Genomic DNA, 19,932 nt, shown 5'->3' with positions numbered 1-19,932 from the left:
ACTTCAAGAAGTGAACACACTCACCCCTTCACGCTCTCTTCACGTCTCAAAACTCACACTCCTTCGACTATTGACTTCGAAACTTGAAGGCATAGTCTCTGCAACGTTGCCTTTACCTTCAGGTATCGCCACTTGGAGGGGCTGACCCCCACCCGGCAGCGTTGCCGGCGCCCGAGGAGTACACGTGACCAGCACAGCGCAGGCGTCCCCCACGCCAGGAGCCAGGACGGCCCACCCCGAACATCTCGGGCACGTCGTCTTCATCACCGCGGCGGCCGCCATGGGCGGCTTCCTGTTCGGCTACGACAGCTCGGTGATCAACGGAGCCAACGGCGGTATCCAGGGCAGGTTCGACCTCAGCTCCGGTGCCACCGGGACCGTCGCCGCATGCGCCCTGCTCGGCAGTGCCGTGGGCGCCGCCGTCGCGGGCCGGATAGCCGACCGCATCGGCCGTATCCGCGTCATGCAGATCGCGGCCGTGCTGTTCGCCGTGAGCGCCGTCGGCTCCGGTCTGCCGTTCGCCGCCTGGGACCTGGCGGCCTGGCGAGTCCTCGGCGGCATCGCCATCGGCATGGCCTCGGTCATCGGCCCGGCCTACATCGCCGAGGTCGCCCCGCCCGCCTACCGCGGCCGTCTCGCCTCGTTCCAGCAGGCCGCCATCGTCATCGGCATCGCCGTCTCCCAGTTGGTGAACTGGGCCATCCTGAACATGGCCGACGGCGAGGAGCGAGGCCGGGTAGCGGGCCTGGAGGCCTGGCAGTGGATGCTCGGCGTGATGCTCGTGCCCGCGATCGTCTACGGGCTGCTGTCCTTCGCCATCCCCGAGTCGCCGCGCTACCTGATCAGCGTGGGCCGCACCGAGGACGCCAAGAAGGTGCTCGCCGACGTCGAGGGCGACATCGACCTGGACGCCCGGGTCGCCGAGATCGACGAGGCGATGCGCAGCGACCACAGGTCCACCTTCAAGGACCTGCTCGGCGGCCGCTTCGGCCTGCTGCCGATCGTCTGGATCGGCATCGGCCTCTCCGTCTTCCAGCAGCTGGTCGGCATCAACGTCATCTTCTACTACTCGAACCTGCTGTGGCAGTCCGTCGGCGTCGACCCGTCGAGCTCGTTCTTCTACTCGTTCGAGACGTCGATCATCAACATCCTCGGCACCGTGATCGCGATGATCTTCGTCGACCGCATCGGCCGCAAGCCGCTCGCCCTCATCGGCTCCGTCGGCATGGGCATCTCGCTCGCGGCCGCCGCCTGGTCCTTCTCCTTCCAGAACGGCAACGACCCGCTGCCGACCGCGCAGGGCTACGTGGCGCTGATCGCCGCCAACGCCTTCGTCCTCTTCTTCGCCCTGTCCTGGGGCGTGGTCGTCTGGGTCATGCTCGGCGAGGTCTTCCCGAACAAGATCCGCGCCGCCGCCCTGGGCGTGGCCGCCTCGGCCCAGTGGATCGCCAACTGGGTGATCACGATCACCTTCCCGGACCTGTCGGACTGGAACCTGTCGCTCACGTACGTCATGTACGCGGTGTTCGCCTTCCTCTCCATCCCGTTCATCCTCAAGTTCGTGCCCGAGACCAAGGGCAAGAAGCTGGAGGAGATGGGCTGACCGGCCCCCGAACTCGGGGAGAAGGGCCAAGTCCCCGCTGCCCCTCTCCCCGTAACTCCGCCGCCGTCCCCGACCCGGCCACTGCCCGGGTCGGGGACGGCGGTGCCGTACGCGCTGTCGCCGCAGGTCAGCCGGCCAACGCCGGAAGCACTTCCGCCGCGAACAGGCGCAGGCTCCGCCACCCCTCCTCCACCGGCATCCCGCCGGACAAGGGGTGCAGTACGTAGGTGTCATGGCCGAGCGCCACACACTCCTGCGGCGTCACGATCCGGTACACGCCCTCGGCGCGCAGCTCCTCGACCGTCGTGGCGGCCGACTTCACCGCCGAGCGGATGTCACCGGACTGCCAGGAGGCGTACGTGCGCGCCTCGTGCAGGAAGTGGCCGCCGTAACGCGCCCAGGTCCGGTCGGGATCCTCGGACACGTGCAGCAGCGGTGTCCGGGCCGCCGGCATCATGGTCCAGCCCTCGGTGCCGTACTCGACCAGCCGCTCCTTGTAGTACGCCTCCAGCTCCGGCAGATGCGCGCTGGGGAAGAACGGCAGGCCCAGCCGGGCGGCCCGGCGGGCCGCGGCCTTCGAGGAGCCGCCGACCAGCAGGAGCGGATGCGGATCGGTGTACGGGCGCGGAGTGATCCGCACCGTACGGCCCCGGTACTCGAAGGGCTCGCCGCTCCAGGCCCTGAGCAGCGTCTGAAGCAGCTCGTCCTGGAGGCTGCCGCGCCGCTTCCAGTCCACGTCGAACAGGGCGTACTCCTCGGGCCGGTACCCGATCCCGGCGACCGTCACCAGCCTGCCACCGCTGAGCAGGTCCAGTACGGCGATCTCCTCGGCGAGCCGGAGCGGGTCGTGCAACGGGCCGATGATCGCCGAGACGGTCACCGCGATCCGCCGGGTCGCGCCGAAGACCGCGGCCGCGAAGGCGAAGGGCGACGGCAGCCAGTTGTTGTCGGCGCCGTGGTGCTCCTCGGTCTGCACGGTGGTGATGCCGTGCTCGTCGGCGTAGGCGGCCATCTCCAGGGCGGCACGGTAGCGGGCGCTCAGGGAGGCGGGGGTCGCGTCGGGCTCGACGAGGTTGAAGCGTACGACCGTGACGGGCATGGGGGTCCCCCTTCACCGGGCGGGTGTGAAAGCGGACGTTAGCTGACGGTGTGTCAGACATCCAGAGGGGTGTCGCAGGACTCCATGGCCGATACTGGACGGGTTATGGACATCCTCATCCTTGCTGTAGTCATCGCCGTGGTCGTGCTCGGCGCGCTCGGCGGACTCATCGTCGGCAGCCGGCGCAAGAAGCAGCTGCCCCCGCCGCCCCCCGCCGCGCCCGACATCACCGCCCCGCCGGCCGAGCCGCATGTCGGCGACGAGGCCGAGACGCCGCGCGACGAACCGCGCCGGACCATAGAGGAGGTGGACCTCCCGGGCGGCGGCGCGCCGACCGCCGTCGAGGAACCGCCCGTCGTCGAAGAGCTCCCGCCCGTCGAGATCGAGGTCCCGGAGCCGACCGCCGGCCGCCTGATCCGTCTGCGCGCCCGGCTCTCCCGCTCCCAGAACGCCCTCGGCAAGGGGCTGCTCACGCTCCTGTCGCGCGAGCACCTCGACGAGGACACCTGGGAGGAGGTCGAGGACACCCTCCTGACCGCCGACGTCGGCGTGCAGCCCACCCAGGAGCTGGTCGACGCGTTGCGTGCGCGCGTCAAGGTGCTCGGCACCCGCACGCCGCAGGAACTGCGCGGACTGCTGCGCGAGGAACTGCTCAAGCTCGTCGGCACCGACATGGACCGTACGGTCAGGACCGAGCCGGAGACCAGCAAGCCCGGCATCGTGATGGTCGTCGGCGTCAACGGCACCGGCAAGACCACCACCACCGGCAAGCTCGCCCGCGTCCTCGTGGCCGACGGCCGCAGTGTGGTCCTGGGTGCCGCCGACACCTTCCGCGCCGCCGCCGCCGACCAGCTGCAGACCTGGGGCGAGCGGGTCGGGGCCTACACCGTGCGCGGTCCGGAGGGCGGCGACCCCGCCTCCGTGGCCTTCGACGCGGTGAAGGAGGGCAAGGAGATGGGCTCCGACGTCGTCCTCATCGACACCGCCGGGCGCCTGCACACCAAGACCGGCCTCATGGACGAGCTCGGCAAGGTCAAGCGGGTCGTCGAGAAGCACGCGCCGCTGGACGAGGTGCTGCTCGTGCTGGACGCGACCACCGGGCAGAACGGCCTCGTGCAGGCCCGTGTCTTCGCCGAGGTCGTCGACATCACCGGCATCGTGCTCACCAAGCTGGACGGTACGGCCAAGGGCGGCATCGTCGTCGCGGTGCAGCGCGAGCTGGGGGTGCCGGTGAAGCTGGTCGGGCTGGGCGAGGGCGCCGACGATCTGGCGCCGTTCGAGCCGGAGGCGTTCGTTGACGCCCTTATCGGAGAGTGACCGACCCTCCTGCGAAGTTCCGTATGTCAGGGGACGGAGAAGCGCCCGCCTTCCAAGGTGCAGTTGGGGGCGGGCGCTTCGCTGTGCGGCCTACGCCCGTGAACGGTGGGCCACGTAGGCCAGCGTCCCCAGGAGCAGACGGGCCGCCGGTGGCTTCGACGCCGTGTCGAGCTGCGGCGGCCGCAGCCACCGCACGGGACCCAGGCCGCCCCGGTCGGACGGCGGTGCCGTGATGTGCGTACCGGGGCCGAGGCCGCGCAGGTCGAGGTGGGTCGGGTCGTCCCAGCCCATGCGGTAGAGCAGCCGGGGGAGCTCGGCGGCGGCGCCGGGGGCGACGAAGAAGTGGGCGCGGCCCGCGGGGGTGGCGGTGACCGGCCCGAGGGGCAGTCCCATGCGCTCCAGCCGGGTCAGCGCACGGCGTCCGGCGGGTTCGGCCACCTCGATCACGTCGAACGCCCGTCCGACCGGCAGCATCACCGCCGCGCCCGGGAACTCCGACCATGCCTTGGCGGCCTCGTCCAGCGTGGCCCCGGCCCGAACCTCCGGCGCGAACTCCAGGGGATGCGCGCCCGGCGCACGACAGTCAGGGCGCCCACACGAACAGGCCCTCGCCGCGGCCCGCGCGCCGGGCACCACGTCCCAGCCCCACAGCCCGGTGAACTCGGCGACGGCGGTGCACTCCGAGGAGCGACCGCGTCGACGCGAGCCGGACCGGTTCTCCCGGATGCCGCCGATCGTGAAGCCCATGCCCCCTCCAACGGGTCCAGCGCGCCGGTGGTTACGGCGCGGATGCGTCTCGTGACCCTGTGTGTTCCTGGGCGGCCGGTTACCCGCGACACGCGCTCGTCCAACGTGTCGCTCGGAAGCGCTCGGGGTCGCCAATGCGGCGACACGCGCCCTTGAGTGCTTCACTCCGCCTACTCCCGGCCGTCCTCTGTCAAGTGAATCGCGGGGAGGTGGCCGTGAGTTCATTCGAAGGGGTGGCGAATGGTGGCGTTTCCGGGATCGCCGTGGATGGAGGCGTGATCGTAGGATTACCGTGTGTGCATGAACCCCGGGGGCACATGCAGGCGTGGGTATGCCGCAGGCAAGTCGACTTTCCGTTCGAAGGGTGACAACTGCCGGACGGGTGACCGTACTTCCCGGCATTCTGATAGGGCTTGGCGCACTCGGTGACAAGTGGTCCAAGGGATGGGGGCGTTCCAGTGAGCGGCAACAGCGGAAGCGGTACGAGCGCCGGCGGCGCGTCGCACGCTGACAAGCGCCCCAACGAGCTGCTCGCGTCCTGGTTCGTGCGCAGCGGCTGGTCGAAGGGCGAGCTGGCCCGCCAAGTCAACCGCCGCGCCCGCCAGTTGGGTGCCAACCACATCTCCACCGACACCTCGCGCGTACGCCGCTGGCTGGACGGCGAGAACCCCCGGGAGCCGATCCCGCGGATCCTGTCCGAGCTGTTCTCCGAGCGGTTCGGCTGCGTCGTCTCGGTCGAGGACCTCGGTCTGCGCGCCGCCCGTCAGTCACCCTCGGTGTCCGGCGTCGACCTGCCGTGGACGGGCCCGCAGACGGTGGCCCTGCTCAGCGAGTTCTCGCGCAGCGACCTCATGCTCGCGCGGCGCGGCTTCCTCGGGAGCTCGCTCGCCCTGTCGGCGGGTCCGGCCCTCATCGAACCGATGCAGCGCTGGCTCGTCCCCGTGCCGCCCGCCCCCTACCAGGAGCCCGCGTCCGTGCCGTCCTCCCGCGCGCGCGGGAGGCTCTCCAAGCCCGAGCTGGACCTCCTGGAGTCCACCACCGTGATGTTCCGGCAGTGGGACGCCCAGTGCGGTGGCGGCCTGCGCCGCAAGGCGGTCGTGGGGCAACTGCACGAGGTGACCGACCTGCTCCAGGAGCCCCACCCCGAGGCGACCACCCGGAAGCTGTTCAAGGTCGCCGCCGAGCTGGCGGAGCTGGCCGGCTGGATGTCGTACGACGTCGGACTCCAGCCCACCGCGCAGAAGTACTTCGTCCTCGCGCTGCACGCCGCCAAGGAGGCCGGTGACCGGCCGTTCGGCTCGTACGTCCTGTCCAACATGAGCCGCCAGATGATCCACCTCGGGCGGCCCGACGACGCGCTGGAGCTGATCCACCTCGCGCAGTACGGCAGCCGGGACTGCGCGAGCCCCCGCACCCAGTCGATGCTGTATGCGATGGAGGCCCGCGCGTACGCGAACATGGGCCAGCCCGGCAAGTGCAAGCGAGCGGTCCGGATGGCCGAGGACACCTTCGCCGAGGCCGGGGACTGGGACGAGCCGGACCCGGACTGGATCCGCTTCTTCTCCGAGGCCGAGCTGTACGGGGAGAACTCCCACTCCTTCCGGGACCTCGCCTATGTCGCCGGCCGCAGTCCGACGTACGCCTCGCTCGCCGAGCCGCTCATGCAGCAGGCCGTGGACCTGTTCGCGAAGGACGGCGAGCACCAGCGGTCGTACGCGCTCAACCTGATCGGCATGGCCACGGTGCATCTGCTGCGGCGCGAGCCCGAGCAGGGCGCGGTGTACGCCGAACAGGCCATGGCGATCGCCAAGAAGGTGCGTTCCGAACGCGTCAACACTCGTATCCGAAAGACGATCGACACGGCCGCACGCGACTTCGGCGACCTCGCCGAGGTCGTGGACCTCACGGACAAGCTCGCCGTGGAGCTGCCCGAGACCGCGGAGGCGGTCTGAGCGCCGACGGCATTCCTGGGAACCCCCAGAACCCCGGCCGCGGCCGGCCCTCCCGAACTGCCCGACTCGGCTCCCCCATGCCAGGTCATCGGAAGGCCGACCGCGGCCGGATCCTTTTCCTTCAGTGAAGGTTGCGCCACGATAACGATCAGGCGGCCGCATATCCGGCAGTTCATCGACGTGTAACACAGCAGGCGCCCTTGTCACGGCGGCGAAACAACGAGGGGCTTCGACGGAAACCGCGCTGCGCCAATCTCTTGGCGCATAACCGGCCCGCCCCTCATTCCGCTCAGGCTTCGCCCGCACGGGGCCGTACCAATGACGAGGAGACGCCGATGGCTCCAGCCATCATGATGGCGGCAGACAAGGTAGAGCTGTCGCCCGCCAACACAGGTTTCATGCTCATCTGTTCCGCCCTGGTGATGCTCATGACCCCGGGCCTGGCCTTCTTCTACGGAGGCATGGTCCGCGTCAAGAGCACCTTGAACATGCTGATGATGAGCTTCATCAGCCTGGGGATCGTCACCATCCTGTGGGTGCTGTTCGGCTTCTCGCTCGCATTCGGCGATTCGCACGGCGGCCTCATCGGCTGGTCCTCCGACTTCGTCGGACTCAGCGGAATCGGCAAGACCGAGCTGTGGGACATCTACAACATCCCGGTCTACGTCTTCGCCGTCTTCCAGCTGATGTTCGCGATCATCACGCCCGCCCTGATCAGCGGTGCGCTCGCGGACCGCGTGAAGTTCTCCGCGTGGGCGCTGTTCATCACGCTGTGGGTCATCGTCGTGTACTTCCCGGTCGCCCACTGGGTCTGGGCGCCCAGCGGTGGCTGGGCCTTCAAGCTCGGCGTGATCGACTTCGCCGGCGGTACGGCGGTCCACATCAACGCGGGTGCCGCGGCGCTCGGCGTGATCCTGGTCATCGGCAAGCGCGTCGGCTTCAAGAAGGACCCGATGCGTCCGCACAGCCTTCCGCTGGTCATGCTCGGCGCGGGCCTGCTGTGGTTCGGCTGGTTCGGCTTCAACGCCGGTTCGTGGCTCGGCAACGACGACGGCGTCGGCGCGCTGATGTTCGTCAACACGCAGATCGCCACCGCCGCCGCCATGCTGGCCTGGCTCGCCTACGAGAAGATCCGCCACGGCGCGTTCACCACCCTCGGTGCCGCCTCCGGCGCGGTCGCCGGTCTGGTCGCCATCACCCCCGCCGGTGGCGCGGTCTCCCCGCTCGGCGCGATCGCCGTCGGTGCCATCGCCGGTGTCCTGTGCGCCATGGCGGTCGGCCTGAAGTACAAGTTCGGCTACGACGACTCCCTGGACGTCGTCGGAGTTCACCTGGTCGGCGGTATCACCGGCTCGATCCTCATCGGCTTCTTCGCCACCGGTGGCGGCCAGTCCGACGCCAAGGGCCTCTTCTACGGCGGCAACGCCGACCAGCTGTGGAAGCAGCTCGCCGGTGTCGGCGCGGTCTTCGCCTACTCCCTCGTCGTCTCCGCGCTGCTCGCCTTCGTCCTCGACAAGACGATGGGCATGCGGGTCACCGAGGACGAGGAGGTCGCCGGTATCGACCAGGCCGAGCACGCCGAGACCGCATACGACTTCAGCGGCGCCGGTGGCGGTGCCGCCCGGACCGCCGCCGCCCCGGCCCCCGTAGCCGCCGCCGCGAGCAAGAAGGTGGACGCATGAAGCTCATCACCGCAGTCGTCAAGCCCCACCGGCTCGACGAGATCAAGGAAGCCCTGCAGGCCTTCGGCGTGCACGGCCTGACGGTCACCGAGGCGAGCGGTTACGGTCGTCAGCGCGGCCACACCGAGGTCTACCGTGGTGCCGAGTACACCGTCGACCTGGTCCCGAAGATCCGTATCGAGGTCCTGGCCGAGGACGACGACGCCGAGCAGCTGATCGACGTCATCGTCAAGGCCGCCCGCACCGGCAAGATCGGTGACGGCAAGGTCTGGTCCCTCCCGGTCGAGACGGCCGTAAGGGTGCGGACCGGTGAGCGCGGGCCGGACGCGCTCTGACACAGGAGAACAGGAGCTGCTGGGTGTCGGGTACGGACGTACACAACGAAGCAGAGGACTCGGGACCCAGCGGTTACGCGGCGGCCCGGCTGCGCCTCCTCACCGAGGGGGCGCGGTCCGGGCCGCCGCGCCGTGCCGCCCTCGCGGAGCTCACCGACGACTGGCTGACCGGCTTGTTCGCCGCCGGTGCCGAGGGGATGCGCGGTGTCTCCCTGGTCGCGGTCGGTGGCTACGGCCGCGGCGAGCTGTCCCCGCGCAGCGACCTGGACCTGCTCCTGCTGCACGACGGGAGCGACAGCAAGGCGGTGGCCGCCCTCGCCGACCGCCTCTGGTACCCCGTGTGGGACCTCGGTCTCGCCCTCGACCACTCGGTGCGCACGCCCGCCGAGGCCCGCAGGACGGCCGGCGAGGACCTCAAGGTCCAGCTCGGCCTGCTGGACGCCCGGCACATCGCCGGCGACCTCGGCCTCACGGCCGGGCTGCGCACGGCGGTCCTCGCCGACTGGCGCAACCAGGCGCCGGGACGGCTGCCCGAACTCCAGGAGCTGTCCGCCGAGCGGGCCGAGCGCCAGGGCGAGCTGCAGTACCTCCTGGAGCCCGACCTCAAGGAAGCCCGCGGCGGCCTGCGGGACGCCACCATCCTGCGCGCGGTCGCCGCGTCCTGGCTGGCCGACGCCCCGCGCGAGGGGCTCGCCGATGCCCGGCGTCGGCTGCTCGACGTCCGCGACGCCCTGCACCTGACCACCGGGCGCGCCACCGACCGGCTCGCGCTGCAGGAGCAGGACCAGGTCTCCGCCGAACTGGGGCTGCTCGACGCCGACACGCTGCTGCGGCAGGTGTACGAGGCGGCGCGGGTCATCTCGTACGCCAGCGATGTCACATGGCGCGAAGTGGGTCGCGTGCTGCGGGCGCGCGCCGTGCGGCCGCGGCTGCGCGCCATGCTGGGCGGTGGGAAACCGACCGCCGAGCGCTCACCGCTGGCCGAGGGGGTGGTGGAACAGGACGGCGAGGTGGTGCTCGCCCGTGCCGCCCGCCCCGACCGCGATCCCGTGCTCCCGCTGCGTGCCGCGGCCGCCGCCGCACAGGCCGGGCTCCCGCTCTCCCTTCACGCCGTACGGCGCCTGGCGGCCACCGTGCGCCCCCTGCCCACGCCCTGGCCCGCCGAGGCGCGCGAGCAGCTCGTGACCCTGCTGGGTTCCGGGCGCCCGACGATCGACGTCTGGGAGGCCCTGGAGGCGGAGGGGCTGATCACCCACTTCCTGCCCGACTGGGAGCGGGTGCGCTGCCGTCCGCAGCGCAACGCCGTGCACATCTGGACCGTCGACCGGCATCTCATCGAGACCGCCGTACGGGCCTCCGAGTTCACCCGCCGGGTCCACCGTCCCGACCTCCTGCTGGTCGCCGCGCTGCTGCACGACATCGGCAAGGGCTGGCCCGGCGACCACTCCGTGGCCGGCGAGATCATCGTCAAGGACGTGGCCGCCCGGATCGGCTTCGACCGCGACGACGTCACGGTGCTCTCCACCCTCGTACGCCACCATCTGCTGCTCGTCGAGACGGCCACCCGGCGCGACCTGGAGGACCCGGCCACCGTGCGCGCGGTCGCCGACGCGGTCGGCACCCAGGGCACCCTGGAGCTGCTGCACGCCCTGACCGAGGCGGACGCCCTGGCCACCGGCCCGGCCGCCTGGTCGTCCTGGCGGGGCTCGCTCGTCGCCGACCTGGTGAAGCGGGTCGCGGCCGTGCTGGCGGGGGACGATCCCGTCGAGCCCGAGGCCGCCGCGCCCACCGCGGAGCAGGAGCGGCTCGCCATCGAGGCGGTCGCGACGGGCAGCCCCGTGCTGTCGTTGCGCGCGCAGACCGAGCCACCGACCCAGGAGCAGCCCGCGGGCGACCCGGAGCCGCTCGGCGTGGAGCTCCTCATCGCCGTACCGGACCAGCCCGGCGTGCTGCCCGCGGTGGCCGGGGTGCTGGCGATGCACCGCCTGACCGTCCGCACCGCGGAACTGAGCGCCCTCGACCTGCCCGCCGGCGTCGACGGCTCCGTCCTGCTGCTGAACTGGCGGGTCGCCGCCGAGTACGGCTCGCTGCCGCAGGCCGCCCGGCTGCGCGCCGACCTGGTACGGGCCCTGGACGGCTCACTGGACATCGCGGGCCGGCTCGCCGAGCGGGACGCCGCGTATCCGCGCCGCCGGGGCGTGGAGGCGCCGCCGCCGAGGGTGTCGGTGCACCCGGCCGCCTCCCGGCTGGCCACGGTGATCGAGGTACGGGCCCAGGACGCGCCCGGGCTGCTGTTCCGGATCGGCCGGGCGCTGGAGGACGCGAGCGTGCGGGTGCGCAGCGCGCACGTCAGCACGCTGGGCGCGAACGCCGTCGACGCGTTCTATGTCACAGGCCCCGAGGGTGCGCCGCTGCCCCGCGAGGAGGCGGCTTCGGTGGCCAGGAAGCTGGAGGAGACGTTGCGAGCCTGACACAGGGATCCCGGCCACCTGCGTCGCCGGGATACCCTGGAGGGCGATTGCCAGCCGCCACCGACCCCGAGGACCGCGAGCGCCGTGTTCGATACTCTTTCCGATCGCCTCTCAGCGACTTTCAAGAACCTGCGCGGCAAGGGACGGCTCTCCGAGGCGGACATCGACGCCACAGCGCGCGAGATCCGCATCGCACTCCTCGAAGCGGACGTGGCGCTGCCGGTCGTCCGGACGTTCATCAAGAACGTCAAGGAGCGTGCCCTCGGCGTCGAGGTCTCCAAGGCGCTGAACCCCGCCCAGCAGGTCCTGAAGATCGTCAACGACGAGCTCGTCACGATCCTCGGCGGTGAGACCCGGCGCCTGCGCTTCGCCAAGCAGCCGCCCACCGTGATCATGCTGGCGGGTCTGCAGGGTGCCGGTAAGACCACCCTCGCGGGCAAGCTCGGCCGCTGGCTGAAGGAGCAGGGCCACTCGCCGCTGCTGGTGGCCTGTGACCTCCAGCGCCCGAACGCCGTCAACCAGCTGAGCGTCGTCGCCGAGCGCGCCGGCGTCGCGGTCTACGCGCCCGAGCCGGGCAACGGCGTGGGGGACCCGGTCAAGGTCGCCAAGGACTCCATCGAGCACGCCAGGGCCAAGGTCCACGACATCGTGATCGTGGACACCGCCGGCCGCCTGGGCATCGACCAGGAGATGATGCAGCAGGCCGCGGACATCCGGGACGCGGTCTCGCCGGACGAGATCCTCTTCGTCGTCGACGCGATGATCGGTCAGGACGCGGTCAACACCGCGGAGTCCTTCCGCGACGGCGTCGGCTTCGACGGCGTGGTGCTCTCCAAGCTCGACGGTGACGCGCGCGGTGGCGCCGCCCTGTCGATCCGGCAGATCACCGGCAAGCCGATCATGTTCGCGTCGAACGGCGAGAAGCTCGACGACTTCGACGCCTTCCACCCGGACCGGATGGCCTCCCGCATCCTCGACATGGGTGACCTGCTCACCCTGATCGAGCAGGCGGAGAAGACCTTCGACCAGGCCGAAGCCCAGAAGATGGCCGAGAAGCTGGCCTCCAAGAAGGGCCAGGACTTCACCCTCGACGACTTCCTGGCCCAGATGGAGCAGGTCAGGAAGATGGGCTCCATCTCCAAGCTGCTCGGCATGCTCCCCGGCATGGGCCAGATCAAGGACCAGATCAACAACCTCGACGAGCGGGACGTCGACCGCACCGCGGCGATCATCAAGTCGATGACGCCGGGCGAGCGCCAGGACCCGACGATCATCAACGGCTCGCGTCGCGCCCGTATCGCCCGCGGTTCCGGTGTCGAGGTCAGCGCGGTCAAGAACCTGGTCGAGCGGTTCTTCGAGGCCCGCAAGATGATGTCCCGCATGGCACAGGGCGGTGGGATGCCCGGTATGCCGGGGATCCCCGGCATGGGCGGTGGCCCCGGCCGCACCAAGAAGCAGCCGAAGAAGGCCAAGGGCAAGCAGCGCTCCGGCAACCCGATGAAGCGCAAGCAGCAGGAGCAGGAGGAGGCCGCCCGCAGGGCCGCCGCCGCGCAGGGCGGAGGAGCCTTCGGGCTGCCGGGCCAGCAGGCCGGTCAGGACTTCGAGCTGCCGGACGAGTTCAAGAAGTTCATGGGCTGACGGTTCGAGAAGTTCCGGGCCGACAGTCCGTGGTGTACGTGGCCGAGGGCGCTCTTCCTGCGGGGAGGGCGCCCTCAGCGCATGCCGCGGCGAGGTATCTGCCGTAACGTCCAGATATGAGTAATGCCGCGCCACCCCGGAAGGCCCCTGACCAGCCGTGGCGCACGGAGGGCACACCTGAGGAGCCGCCCGCTCGGCCCGGAGGTCGACGTATACGCGGCCGCTGGTGGGGCCTGCTCGTCACCGCGGTGGTCGTGTTCCTGCTCGCCTACGTGGGACTGACGTACCTCGACCGGGGCAACGAGCCGACGATCTCCTACACGGAGTTCAGCAGGCAGGTCGACGCCGACAACGTCTCCAAGATCTACTCCAAGGGCGACGCGATCGAGGGCGAGCTCAAGAGCGCCCGGGACAACCCCGACGGCGACGGCGACTACACCAAGTTCCGCACCCAGCGCCCGGCCTTCGCGGACGACGAGCTCTGGGCCCAACTGCGCAGCCACGACGTGACGGTGACCGCGGAACCGGTCGTGCGCGAGCGCGGTGTCGTGTCCAACGTGCTGTTCTCCCTGATCCCGATCGCGCTGCTGATCCTCGTCTGGGTCTTCCTCGCACGGCGGATGGGAGCGGGCATGGGCGGCGCGGGCGGCATGCTCGGCCGCAAGGCACCGCCCAAGCCGGTCGAACTCCAGCCGGGCACGGAACGCACCACGTTCGCCGACGTGGCCGGCATCGACGAGGTCAAGGGCGAACTGGACGACGTCGTCGACTTCCTGGAGCATCCCGACGCCTACCGCAGGATGGGCGCCAAGATGCCGCGCGGCGTGCTGCTGGCGGGATCGCCCGGCACCGGCAAGACGCTGCTCGCGCGTGCCGTGGCGGGCGAGGCGGGCGTGCCGTTCTTCTCCGCCTCCGCCTCCGAGTTCATCGAGATGATCGTCGGCGTCGGCGCCTCGCGCGTCCGGGAACTGTTCGCCGAGGCCCGCAAGGTGGCGCCGTCGATCATCTTCATCGACGAGATCGACACCATCGGACGGGTGCGGGGCGGCGGCGCGTCGGTCAGCGGCCACGACGAGCGCGAGCAGACCCTCAACCAGATCCTCACCGAGATGGACGGCTTCTCCGGCTCGGAGGGCGTGATCGTCATCGCCGCGACCAACCGCGCCGACATCCTCGACCCGGCGCTGACCCGGCCCGGCCGCTTCGACCGGGTGGTCAGCGTGGCGCCGCCGGACCGCGGCGGGCGCGAGGCCATCCTGCGGATCCACACCCGCGACATCCCGCTCGCCCCGGACGTGGACCTGACCCAGCTGGCCCGCACGACCCCCGGCATGACCGGTGCGGATCTGGCCAACCTCGCCAACGAGGGCGCGCTGCTCGCGGTCAAGCGGGGGCAGGACCACGTGACCGCCGCGGACCTGTCGGAGGCCCTGGAGAAGGTGCAACTGGGCGCGGAACGCACCCTGGTCATGCCCGAGGAGGACCGCCGCCGCACCGCCTACCACGAGAGCGGTCACGCCCTGCTCGGCATGCTCCAGCCCGGCGCCGACCCGGTCCGCAAGATCACCATCGTGCCGCGCGGCAGGGCGCTCGGCGTGACGATGTCGACGCCCGAGGTGGAGCGGTACGCGCACTCCGAGGGGTATCTGCGCGGCCGCATCATCGGCGCCCTCGGTGGCATGGCGGCGGAACAGGTGGTCTACGGCGTCGTCACCACGGGCGCCGAGAACGACCTCGAACAGGTCACCAACATCGCGCGCGGCATGGTGGCCCGCTGGGGCATGAGCGAGCGCGTCGGCCGGCTGTCCGCCCTGCCGAGCGACGCGCAGCAGGCGTACGGGCTCTCGGCCGCCCCGCAGACCCTGGACGTGATCGACGCCGAGATGCGCCGGATCGTCGACGAGTGCTACGAGGAGGCCTGCCGCAAACTCACCGACCACCGGGGTCAGTTGAACGCCCTGGCCGAGGCCCTGCTGGAGAGCGAGACGCTGGAGGAGGTGGACGCGTACCGAATCGCCGGCATCACGCGGCTGACCAAGGAGAACCGGTAGGGCAGGGCCGCCACCGGCGAGCGTCGGCTCAGGGCACGCGCGCGATCAGGTACCGGAACACGTTCGGCATCCACACCGTCCCGTCCCGCCGCTGATGCGGATGCAGCGCCTCCGCCACCTCCTTGTCCACCTGCGCCCGGTCGGTCGCCGCGATCGCGCCGTCGAACAGGCCCGTCGACAGCAGCCCGCGTACGGCACTGTCGACGTCGGCGTACCCGAAGGGGCACGCCACCCGTCCGGAACCGTCCGGCCGCAGGCCCGCACGCTGGGCCACCTCCTCCAGGTCGTCGCGCAGGGCGGGGCGCCAACTGCCCGTACCGCGCTCGGGATCGGCCAGCTTCGTGGCGACCCGCAGCACCGACGAGGTGGCACAGCGCTCCGGTGGACCCCAACCGGCGAGCACCACGGGCGCCCCTCGCTCGACGAACGGCGTCGCGTCCGTGAGCGCCTCACCGAGCCCCTCCGAGTCACCCGCGAGGCACCCGATGGGCTCGAACGCGGTCACCAGCGTGTACGCGGACGCCCGTGCGTCCGCCGCGTCCCGAGGCGTGCCGTCGACGAGCCGGGTGTCGGCACGCGCGCGCGTGTCCCAGGTGTCGGGCAGCAGCCGCTGCCGCGCGAGCGCCAGCCGTTCGGGGCAGGAGGACTCCACGCCGGTGACGGCCGCGCCTCTGGACGCCGCCATCAGGAGGGCGAGCCCACTGCCGCAGCCGAGGCCCAGCAACCGGGTGCCGGGTCCGACATCCAGTCGCTCGTAGACGGCCTCGTAGAGCGGAACCAGCATCCGTTCCTGGATCTCGGACCAGTCACGCGCGCGTGCACACAAATCCACACGGGGCGCCGCTCCCGTATGAGGTAGGTGCTGACGCACGAGCGTAGGTGTCATCGAAAGCGCCCCAATCCGCCGAGAGTTGTCTCTGTGCCCGATTCCGTGGCCCCCGTGACATGCGCTCAAGCTCCCCCGTATGCCAGGAAACTCCGCAGCCGACGCCGCGTCCAGGGGTCGTGGGGCCCTGCTTGTGGCTTCCCCGTGGGCGTGGGCGGAATTCACATTCCGGAGGAACATGCCCGGCCGGACCGGGCCGGGCGGGCCTGGACCGTACGGTGTCTGGTCGCCACGGACGGGGCGGTGCCGGGGGCCGAGGACGCACCCGGTAACGTCGCGGTCGGGATGTGCGCTGATCGAGGTGACGGCGGTGCGACGAGAGCGGCCGAAACGCCTCTTGCGCATCGGCGGACCGCAGGGGCTACGGCGCGTGGACGCGGCCTACGCGCCGGGGCGTACGTGTGACTACGCACCGGCTTGGTATGAGCTGCGAGGCTTCTCCGCAGATCGACGCACCCGCCCTCGTCAGGGCGCATCATTCGCAACTGACGGGTACGTGCAAAATATTTGGGATGGCCCGGAATCGGAACACAGCGGCACTCCGGCTCGTTGTCATTACGTGAGCACGACACAGACACCACCTGTTCTCGCCGCAGAACTGGCGCAGGCGTGGGCCGACATTCAGCGGTACCACCCCGAGCTGCCGGATCTCGCCGCGCCAGAGTCCCTGATCGGGGAGTCGTCGTCCGCGTGCGGTCACGAGCTCTCCTTCGAGCGACTGCTTCATGAGGCAGTCCATGGCATCGCCGCCGCGCGCGGCGTCCGCGACACCTCCCGAGCCGGCCGCTACCACAACCGCAGATTCCTCGCCATTGCCGAGGAACTGGGCCTGGACCACCCCGAGGAACCGCACCCCAGCAGCGGCTTCTCCCTGGTCACCCTCAACCCCGAGGCCAAGCGGCGCTACCGCCCGACCATCGAACGCCTCCAGCGCGCGCTGAAGGCCCACACGGCGGCGACCTCCGCCGACACCAGCAGGACCTTCAGGGGTCCGGCGGCCCGCCACGGATCCTCCGGAGGCGGCGTCCGCGTCAAGGCGGTCTGCGACTGCGGCCGCAACGTCCGGGTCGTGCCGTCGGTGCTGGCGCAGGCGCCGATCGTGTGCGGCGGGTGCGGCAAGCCGTTCCGGATCCCGGAGGTGGTCGGCGCGGCGTGACGGGGCCTGCCCGCAATCCGGCATCTCGTGGCTGCCGGAACCGGACCGGGCCGCCGTTTCGCCGGGGTGCCGCGGCGCGCGAGCCGAAGGCGGCACCCCGTTGCGCCGGGGCGCGCATCCGAGTCGTCGACCGCGGCGCCGGGTGCGGCCGAGTCGTGCCCGGACGCCTTTCCCCGCCCCCTCGGCCGAAGGTGACCCGCACGGTATGGCACAATGGCTAGCTGTACTCGACAGCCGCACAGGACCCCTCTCTCCTCCGGCTGACGCGTCCATCGGGCACTCGGGTACCGCAACCCCACGCGGCATCTCTCGCCGTGCCCAACCACGTCAAATCCAGGAGAACCCACTCCAGTGGCAGTCAAGATCAAGCTGAAGCGTCTGGGCAAGATCCGTTCGCCTCACTACCGCATCGTCGTCGCCGACTCCCGTACCCGTCGTGACGGCCGTGCGATCGAGGAGATCGGCAAGTACCACCCGACCTACAACCCGTCGGTCATGGAGGTGGACGCCGAGCGCGTGGCGTACTGGCTGGGTGTCGGCGCGCAGCCGACCGAGCCCGTCCTCGCCATCCTGAAGAAGACCGGCGACTGGCAGAAGTTCAAGGGCGAGCCCGCCCCGGCGCCGCTGCTCGTCGCCGAGCCGAAGAAGGCTCGCCCGTCGTTCGAGGCCCTCGGTGGCGACGACGAGGGCAAGGGTGAGGCGATCACCCAGAAGAAGAAGGCTGACAAGAAGGACGAGGCCGCCGCCGAGTCCGAGTCGACCGAGGCCTGAGCATGCTCGAGGAGGCTCTCGAGCACCTCGTGAAGGGCATCGTCGACAACCCTGACGATGTGCAGGTCGCCTCGCGCAACCTGCGCCGCGGTCGCGTGCTCGAGGTCCGGGTCCACCCCGACGACCTCGGCAAGGTGATCGGTCGCAACGGCCGCACCGCACGCGCTCTGCGCACCGTCGTGGGCGCCATCGGCGGTCGCGGTGTCCGCGTCGACCTCGTCGACGTGGACCACGTCCGCTGACGCCGAACGCAGCACCGGCTCGGGCCGGGGAGGGCCACTGGGCCGTCCCCGGCCCGACGTCGTGACGAGTAGGAGATCTTCGAAAGTGCAGCTCGTAGTCGCACGGATCGGCCGCGCCCACGGCATCAAGGGCGAGGTCACCGTCGAGGTCCGTACCGACGAGCCGGAACTGCGGCTCGGGCCCGGCGCCGTCCTGCTCACGGATCCCGCGGGGGTGGGCCCGCTCACCATCGAGACCGGTCGGGTGCACAGCGGCCGGCTCCTGCTCCGCTTCGAGGGCGTCGCCGACCGCACGGCGGCCGAGGCCCTGCGCAACACCCTCCTGATCGCCGAGGTCGACCCGGACGAGTTGCCCGAGGAGGAGGACGAGTACTACGACCACCAGCTGATCGACCTGGACGTGGTCACCGCCGACGGCGTGGAGGTCGGCCGGATCAGCGAGATCTCGCATCTGCCCTCCCAGGACCTCTTCATCGTCGAGCGGCCCGACGGTAGCGAGGTGATGATCCCCTTCGTCGAGGAGATCGTCGCCGAGATCGACCTGAAGGAGCAGCGCGCGGTCATCACACCGCCGCCGGGCCTGATCGACGACCGGGCCGACATCGCCTCGTCCCGTGACGCGGAGGCCGAGAGCTGATGCGGCTCGACGTCGTCACGATCTTCCCCGAGTACCTTGAGCCGCTGAACGTCTCCCTCGTGGGCAAGGCACGCGCACGCGGCCAGCTCGACGTGCGGGTGCACGACCTGCGGGACTTCACCTACGACCGCCACCACACGGTCGACGACACCCCGTACGGCGGCGGCCCCGGCATGGTCATGAAGACCGAACCCTGGGCGGACGCGCTCGACTCCGCCCTGGCGGACGGCTACGAGACCGGCGCGCACACGCCGACCCTGATCGTTCCCACGCCCAGCGGCCGCCCCTTCACCCAGGAACTCGCCGTCGAGCTCTCCGAGCGGCCCTGGCTGATCTTCACGCCGGCCCGCTACGAGGGCATCGACCGCCGGGTCGTCGACGAGTACGCGACGCGGATGCCCGTCCACGAGGTGTCCATCGGCGACTACGTCCTCGCCGGCGGCGAGGCGGCCGTCCTGGTCATCACCGAGGCCGTGGCCCGGCTGCTGCCCGGCGTCCTGGGCAACGCCGAGTCGCACCGGGACGACTCCTTCGCGCCCGGCGCCATGGCCAACCTCCTGGAGGGCCCCGTCTACACCAAACCGCCCCAGTGGCGCGGCCGGGGCATCCCGGAGGTGCTGCTCAGCGGCCACCACGGCAAGATCGCCCGCTGGCGCCGCGACGAGGCACTGCGGCGTACCACGGCCAACCGGCCCGACCTCATCGAACGCTGCGACCCCAAGGCCTTCGACAAGAAGGACCGCGAGATGCTCTCGATCCTGGGCTGGATGCCCGACCCGGAGGGGGAGCGGTTCGGCCGATTTTGGCGCAGGACCGACGGCGTGGAAGAATAGGTCGCTGTTGTGCGCCGTCCGGTGTGCGCCCCTGCCACAGGGGGACACGACGCCCGCCCCGACGCGCACGGCTCTCATCCAGAACATCTAGTTCCCGTTGATGACCTGTGGCATCAGCGAAGAAAGCAGACGAAATGTCTCACCTGCTCGACTCCGTCGACGCCGCGTCGCTGCGCAGCGACGTCCCGGCCTTCCGCCCGGGTGACACCGTCAACGTCCACGTCCGCGTCATCGAGGGCAACCGCTCCCGTGTGCAGCAGTTCAAGGGCGTTGTGATCCGCCGTCAGGGTGCCGGCGTGCGCGAGACCTTCACGGTCCGCAAGGTCTCTTTCTCCGTCGGCGTCGAGCGCACCTTCCCGGTGCACACCCCGATCGTCGAGAAGATCGAGCTCGTCACCCGCGGTGACGTGCGTCGCGCCAAGCTGTACTACCTGCGCGACCTGCGCGGCAAGGCCGCGAAGATCAAGGAGAAGCGCGAGAGCTGAGCGCGTTCGGGGGCTCGCCCCCGCGGG

17 protein-coding genes are annotated in these 19,932 nt (G+C 70.7%); 14 read left to right on the top strand and 3 right to left on the bottom strand.

Features of this window, described 5'->3' with window-relative positions; translation table 11 throughout:
* Window positions 1-184: 184 nt before the first annotated feature.
* Window positions 185-1,603: a sugar porter family MFS transporter gene (locus ACFYNL_RS12260; RefSeq protein WP_388800916.1), complete on the top strand. Its 1,419-nt coding sequence runs from the start codon at window positions 185-187 to the stop codon at window positions 1,601-1,603.
* A gap of 127 nt (window positions 1,604-1,730) precedes the next feature.
* Here the strand turns inward: ACFYNL_RS12260 and ACFYNL_RS12255 are convergent, their stop codons facing one another.
* Window positions 1,731-2,702, bottom strand: a complete 972-nt coding sequence (locus ACFYNL_RS12255; RefSeq protein WP_388800913.1) for an LLM class flavin-dependent oxidoreductase — start codon at window positions 2,700-2,702, stop codon at window positions 1,731-1,733.
* A gap of 105 nt (window positions 2,703-2,807) precedes the next feature.
* On the opposite strand from ACFYNL_RS12255, the gene ftsY reads away from it, so the two are divergent.
* Entirely contained in the window at window positions 2,808-4,019 is a 1,212-nt protein-coding gene (ftsY, locus tag ACFYNL_RS12250; RefSeq protein WP_388800910.1) for a signal recognition particle-docking protein FtsY, read from the top strand.
* A gap of 90 nt (window positions 4,020-4,109) precedes the next feature.
* Here ftsY and ACFYNL_RS12245 read toward each other — a convergent pair whose 3' ends face one another.
* Window positions 4,110-4,766, bottom strand: a complete 657-nt coding sequence (locus tag ACFYNL_RS12245) for a bifunctional DNA primase/polymerase (RefSeq protein WP_388800908.1) — start codon at window positions 4,764-4,766, stop codon at window positions 4,110-4,112.
* A gap of 458 nt (window positions 4,767-5,224) precedes the next feature.
* On the opposite strand from ACFYNL_RS12245, the gene ACFYNL_RS12240 reads away from it, so the two are divergent.
* From ACFYNL_RS12240 to ftsH, 6 genes are all read left to right on the top strand, one after another.
* Window positions 5,225-6,718 (top strand): hypothetical protein, encoded by a 1,494-nt coding sequence (locus tag ACFYNL_RS12240; protein WP_388800905.1) that lies wholly within the window; start codon window positions 5,225-5,227, stop codon window positions 6,716-6,718.
* Window positions 6,719-7,053: 335 nt separating this feature from the next.
* Entirely contained in the window at window positions 7,054-8,400 is a 1,347-nt protein-coding gene (locus ACFYNL_RS12235) for an ammonium transporter (RefSeq protein ID WP_388800903.1), read from the top strand.
* Window positions 8,397-8,735 (top strand): P-II family nitrogen regulator, encoded by a 339-nt coding sequence (locus tag ACFYNL_RS12230; RefSeq protein WP_003997576.1) that lies wholly within the window; start codon window positions 8,397-8,399, stop codon window positions 8,733-8,735. Before ACFYNL_RS12235 ends, ACFYNL_RS12230 begins: the two co-directional genes overlap by 4 nt.
* A 23-nt stretch (window positions 8,736-8,758) precedes the next feature.
* A complete protein-coding gene (locus ACFYNL_RS12225; protein ID WP_388800900.1) occupies window positions 8,759-11,206 on the top strand; it encodes a [protein-PII] uridylyltransferase in 2,448 nt (815 codons plus the stop codon).
* Between the two features lie 84 nt (window positions 11,207-11,290).
* A complete protein-coding gene (ffh, locus tag ACFYNL_RS12220; RefSeq protein ID WP_388800897.1) occupies window positions 11,291-12,844 on the top strand; it encodes a signal recognition particle protein in 1,554 nt (517 codons plus the stop codon).
* Between the two features lie 116 nt (window positions 12,845-12,960).
* Window positions 12,961-14,895: an ATP-dependent zinc metalloprotease FtsH gene (gene ftsH / locus ACFYNL_RS12215; protein ID WP_388800894.1), complete on the top strand. Its 1,935-nt coding sequence runs from the start codon at window positions 12,961-12,963 to the stop codon at window positions 14,893-14,895.
* Between the two features lie 28 nt (window positions 14,896-14,923).
* On the opposite strand, the gene ACFYNL_RS12210 is transcribed toward ftsH, so the two are convergent.
* On the bottom strand, window positions 14,924-15,781 hold the full coding sequence (locus tag ACFYNL_RS12210) for an SAM-dependent methyltransferase (RefSeq protein ID WP_388800892.1): 858 nt from the start codon (window positions 15,779-15,781) through the stop codon (window positions 14,924-14,926).
* 559 nt (window positions 15,782-16,340) lie between these two features.
* Here ACFYNL_RS12210 and ACFYNL_RS12205 point away from each other — a divergent pair.
* From ACFYNL_RS12205 to rplS, 6 genes are all read left to right on the top strand, one after another.
* On the top strand, window positions 16,341-16,937 hold the full coding sequence (locus ACFYNL_RS12205; RefSeq protein ID WP_003997568.1) for a hypothetical protein: 597 nt from the start codon (window positions 16,341-16,343) through the stop codon (window positions 16,935-16,937).
* 351 nt (window positions 16,938-17,288) lie between these two features.
* The gene (gene rpsP, locus ACFYNL_RS12200) at window positions 17,289-17,708 is read left to right on the top strand and encodes a 30S ribosomal protein S16 (RefSeq protein WP_388800889.1); all 420 of its coding nucleotides are present in this window, start codon (window positions 17,289-17,291) and stop codon (window positions 17,706-17,708) included.
* Between the two features lie 2 nt (window positions 17,709-17,710).
* Entirely contained in the window at window positions 17,711-17,950 is a 240-nt protein-coding gene (locus tag ACFYNL_RS12195) for an RNA-binding protein (RefSeq protein WP_003973401.1), read from the top strand.
* An 85-nt stretch (window positions 17,951-18,035) separates the two neighbouring features.
* Window positions 18,036-18,587, top strand: a complete 552-nt coding sequence (gene rimM / locus ACFYNL_RS12190) for a ribosome maturation factor RimM (RefSeq protein ID WP_388800887.1) — start codon at window positions 18,036-18,038, stop codon at window positions 18,585-18,587.
* On the top strand, window positions 18,587-19,420 hold the full coding sequence (gene trmD / locus ACFYNL_RS12185; protein WP_388800884.1) for a tRNA (guanosine(37)-N1)-methyltransferase TrmD: 834 nt from the start codon (window positions 18,587-18,589) through the stop codon (window positions 19,418-19,420). Before rimM ends, trmD begins: the two co-directional genes overlap by 1 nt.
* Window positions 19,421-19,554: 134 nt before the next feature.
* Window positions 19,555-19,905, top strand: coding sequence for a 50S ribosomal protein L19 (gene rplS / locus ACFYNL_RS12180; protein WP_019760519.1), 351 nt, complete (start codon window positions 19,555-19,557; stop codon window positions 19,903-19,905).
* Window positions 19,906-19,932 lie beyond the last annotated feature (27 nt).

This window comes from Streptomyces sp. NPDC007808 (assembly GCF_042868655.1).
Classification (GTDB): domain Bacteria; phylum Actinomycetota; class Actinomycetes; order Streptomycetales; family Streptomycetaceae; genus Streptomyces.
The sequence above is the reverse complement of the archived record's forward strand: the minus strand, read 5'-3'. Positions and strand labels throughout refer to the sequence as shown.

Bases quoted from the DNA above. Each gene is read 5' to 3' on its own strand.
- ACFYNL_RS12255 (WP_388800913.1), bottom strand. From the start codon at position 2,702: ATGCCCGTCACGGTCGTACGCTTCAACCTCGTCGAGCCCGACGCGACC.
- ftsY (WP_388800910.1), top strand. From the start codon at position 2,808: ATGGACATCCTCATCCTTGCTGTAGTCATCGCCGTGGTCGTGCTCGGC.
- ACFYNL_RS12245 (WP_388800908.1), bottom strand. From the start codon at position 4,766: ATGGGCTTCACGATCGGCGGCATCCGGGAGAACCGGTCCGGCTCGCGT.
- ACFYNL_RS12235 (WP_388800903.1), top strand. From the start codon at position 7,054: ATGGCTCCAGCCATCATGATGGCGGCAGACAAGGTAGAGCTGTCGCCC.
- ACFYNL_RS12230 (WP_003997576.1), top strand. From the start codon at position 8,397: ATGAAGCTCATCACCGCAGTCGTCAAGCCCCACCGGCTCGACGAGATC.
- ftsH (WP_388800894.1), top strand. From the start codon at position 12,961: ATGAGTAATGCCGCGCCACCCCGGAAGGCCCCTGACCAGCCGTGGCGC.
- ACFYNL_RS12210 (WP_388800892.1), bottom strand. From the start codon at position 15,781: ATGACACCTACGCTCGTGCGTCAGCACCTACCTCATACGGGAGCGGCG.
- ACFYNL_RS12195 (WP_003973401.1), top strand. From the start codon at position 17,711: ATGCTCGAGGAGGCTCTCGAGCACCTCGTGAAGGGCATCGTCGACAAC.
- trmD (WP_388800884.1), top strand. From the start codon at position 18,587: ATGCGGCTCGACGTCGTCACGATCTTCCCCGAGTACCTTGAGCCGCTG.
- rplS (WP_019760519.1), top strand. From the start codon at position 19,555: ATGTCTCACCTGCTCGACTCCGTCGACGCCGCGTCGCTGCGCAGCGAC.